General features: G+C 65.4%; 3 protein-coding genes. All 3 read right to left on the bottom strand.

Annotated features, from left to right (window positions below; translation table 11 throughout):
• Positions 1–90: 90 nt before the first annotated feature.
• Genes EN964_RS30430 through EN964_RS30420 form a run of 3 tightly spaced genes read right to left on the bottom strand, consistent with a single transcriptional unit; the run spans position 91 to position 2,564 of the window.
• On the bottom strand, positions 91–1,284 hold the full coding sequence (locus tag EN964_RS30430; RefSeq protein ID WP_127267636.1) for an amidohydrolase family protein: 1,194 nt from the start codon (positions 1,282–1,284) through the stop codon (positions 91–93).
• 44 nt (positions 1,285–1,328) lie between these two features.
• Entirely contained in the window at positions 1,329–1,871 is a 543-nt protein-coding gene (locus EN964_RS30425; RefSeq protein WP_127267635.1) for a MarR family winged helix-turn-helix transcriptional regulator, read from the bottom strand.
• Between the two features lie 48 nt (positions 1,872–1,919).
• Positions 1,920–2,564 carry a cysteine hydrolase family protein gene (locus EN964_RS30420; protein WP_127267634.1) on the bottom strand — a complete coding sequence of 215 codons (645 nt, stop codon included), beginning with the start codon at positions 2,562–2,564 and terminating at the stop codon, positions 1,920–1,922.
• Positions 2,565–2,982: the final 418 nt, after the last annotated feature.

Raw genomic sequence — 2,982 nt, 5'->3', positions numbered from 1 at the left:
GCCGGAATCGGTGACGGCGATAGCAACGACGATCTCGTCGGCGGGCTGACCAAGGACAAGATTGTCGGGATTGACGGCGTCGGCTGACCGTCAGGCAGGCAGGACTTCCGGCACGCGCATCGCCGGAGGCGTATTTCTGCTCCGGCCGGTCCGCACCACGCCGTCGATGACGACCATTCCAATGCCTGGAAGATTGCCGAGCGCCACGCTGTCGAGCAGCCCGTCGCCGGCGCCGCCGATCGCCTGATCCATGAAGATCAGGTCGGCGGCGCGACCGACCTCGATCAAACCGCGATCGTCCAGTCTGCGCACGCGCGCCGTGTTGCCGCTGGCAAGACAGAACGCCACTTCCGGCGCGATGCCGCCCAGCGAAGCCAGCATGGTGAGCGTCCGCAGGATGCCGAGCGGCTGCACGCCGGATCCGGCCGGGCTGTCGGTGCCGAGGATGACGCGCGAAAGTTCGCCGCGCTGCCTTGCCAGATCGAGCACGAACAGTCCGGTGCGCAAATTGCCGTTATGGACGATTTCAAGCGCCCTCGAGCCCTTCTCGCAGATCTGCCGTATTTCCGCGTCGGGCAGGGCGGTTGGCCCGCCATTGACGTGGGCGACGATGTCGGCGTCGACCTCCAGCACGACATCCGCGCCGATGCGGCCGGAGCCGGGCAGCGACGGGCCGCCCGTGTGGGTCATCGAGGTCATGCCGTATTTGCGCGCCCAGGCGATCATCTGCCGGCCGGTCGGCCCATCCTTGACGCCGCCAAGCCCGACCTCGCCGACAAGCGTCACGCCGGCCTCGGCGAGACTGCGGAAGTCTTCCTCGGTAAGGCCGGGTTCCAGGATCGGTGCCCCGGCCAGGATCTTCATGCCGTTCGGACGGAAGTTGGAGAAGGTGCGTTGGGCAGCGATCGCCAGCGCCTTCAGCCCGACCAGGTCGCGCGGTCGGCCCGGCGTGTGGACTTCCCCCGCCGAGATCATGGTGGTGACGCCGCCATGCACGGTCGAATCCATCCAGCCGATCTGGTTCTGCCGAGGCGTCCAGTCGCCGGCCACCGGATGGGCGTGGTTGTCGATAAGACCCGGCGCGACCGCGCAGCCCATCGCATCGATGACCGTCGCCGCGCTGCCGCCATCAATGTCGCCTGCCTTGCCAATGCCTGATATGCGTCCATCGGTCACGACGATGGTGTCGGCGTCGATGATCGGTTGTGCTAGATCGCCACTCAGCATGAGACCGATATTGCGGACGACGAGCGTGTTGGCAGACGACTGGAGGTCGGACGACATCGGTTCTCACTTTTGCTGTTATGGAAAAAAGGACTGGACGCAGCTTATTTGCCGCCGTCGCCAGTCGATGGGTCGTCGTCGTTGATGCGCTGGAGCAGGCGAAGCAGCGTCGCCTGCTCGGCCGGTGAGAGCGGCGACAGGAACCGCCGCCCGACCTCGACGCTGCGTTCGAGCCGCTCCAGCGTATAGTCGGTCCCTTTGCTGGTCAGCGCGATCATCGTCAGGCGTTGGTCGGTTTCGGAGGCGCTGCGCGTGATCAGCCCGTGTTTGAGCAGTTTGCGCATGACGATGCTGATGGTCGATGGGTCCATCGCCGTCAGCCGGCCGAGATGGTTCTGCGAAACTTCGCCATGCTTGAGGATCGTGGCGAGCGCCGCGAATTGCGTTGGCGAAAGGTCTTCGCCGGCCATGACCTGCTGGAAGCGCAACGTCGCGCGCTGATGCGCCCGGCGGATGACGTGCGCCGGGTGGCGGTCCAGTTCATAGCCGGTCCCGGCGTACTGCTGCAGCACCTGCTCGCGGCTCAGGGGTGCATCGCCTCCCGGCGTTTCGCCTTTTTTGGATTGCGGTTTCTTTTCAGTCGTCACACCGGACTCCTATCGCCGCTGTCTTGGATGTCGCCGGCCGGAAAAAGCTCAAGCCGCAACCCTCGCTGGTTGAAGCGATGTCCCGTCGCGGAGGGCTGCGACGACATCAGCCGAATCGCTGACCACGCCGAAATGGGTCGCTATGTCATACAGCGAGCTTTCCTGCTCGCGTGGTCCCGTCGCCGCGCAGCAATCGCTTGGCACCACCACCTCATAGCCCTCGAAAAAGGCATCGTGGACGGTCGAGCGCACACAGATATTGGTGACCACGCCGAAGATGATCAACTGATCGATCTGCATGTCTTTCAGCGTCAGGTCGAGGTCGGTTTGGAAGAAGGCCGAGTAGCGCCGCTTGATCACATGGATCTCATCATCGCGGGCGCCGAGATCCTCGATGATCTCCGGCCCCCAGCTTCCGTCCAGGCAATGCGGCGTGCGCTTCAGCCATTCGCGCTCGCGTCGCATGCCCGGCCGGTGGCTGTCATGGACCCAGATCACCGGCACGCCGGCGGCGCGCGCGGCCTCGATCACGGCCAGTTGCGGCCCGACCAGCGTCTCGTACCCAGGCAGGACCATGGCCCCGCCGGGCTTGCAGAATTCATTGATCATATCGATGACGACAACGGCTGCACGGCGTGGATCGAGACGCACCGCGTCATCGTGCCGATGTGAGGAAAAACTGTCCACGGACATGGCGAGCTCCTTTGACCGATCGTTGATGCTCATACAAAAAACCCTAGTGGATGCCAAGTCAATCCCGTTCGACGCAAAGCGTGCTGGTCGGCCTTGCGCACCGCGCTCCGACAAGCGTATGCGCTATTTGTCCATCGCGAAATGGCCTTGACAACGCTTGTCAGGCATGTGCTCGATTTGTACGACCATCAACGATATTCAAGCCGCTGAATTGTGGAGCCGAGGCCGAGATATGAAAACCATCGTCACCGGAGCCAGTGGCCTGCTTGGCTGCCATGTGGCCGAGGCTCTCCCCCCCCCCCCCCCCCCCCCCCCCCCCCCCCCCCCCCCCCCCCCCCCCCCCCCCCCCCCCCCCCCCCCCCCCCCCCCCCCCCCCCCCCCCCCCCCCCCCCCCCCCCCCCCCCCCCCCCCCCCCCCC

Source organism: Mesorhizobium sp. M7A.F.Ca.CA.001.10.2.1, assembly GCF_003998575.1.
Taxonomy (GTDB): domain Bacteria; phylum Pseudomonadota; class Alphaproteobacteria; order Rhizobiales; family Rhizobiaceae; genus Mesorhizobium.
This window is presented reverse-complemented; position numbering and strand designations above follow the sequence as displayed.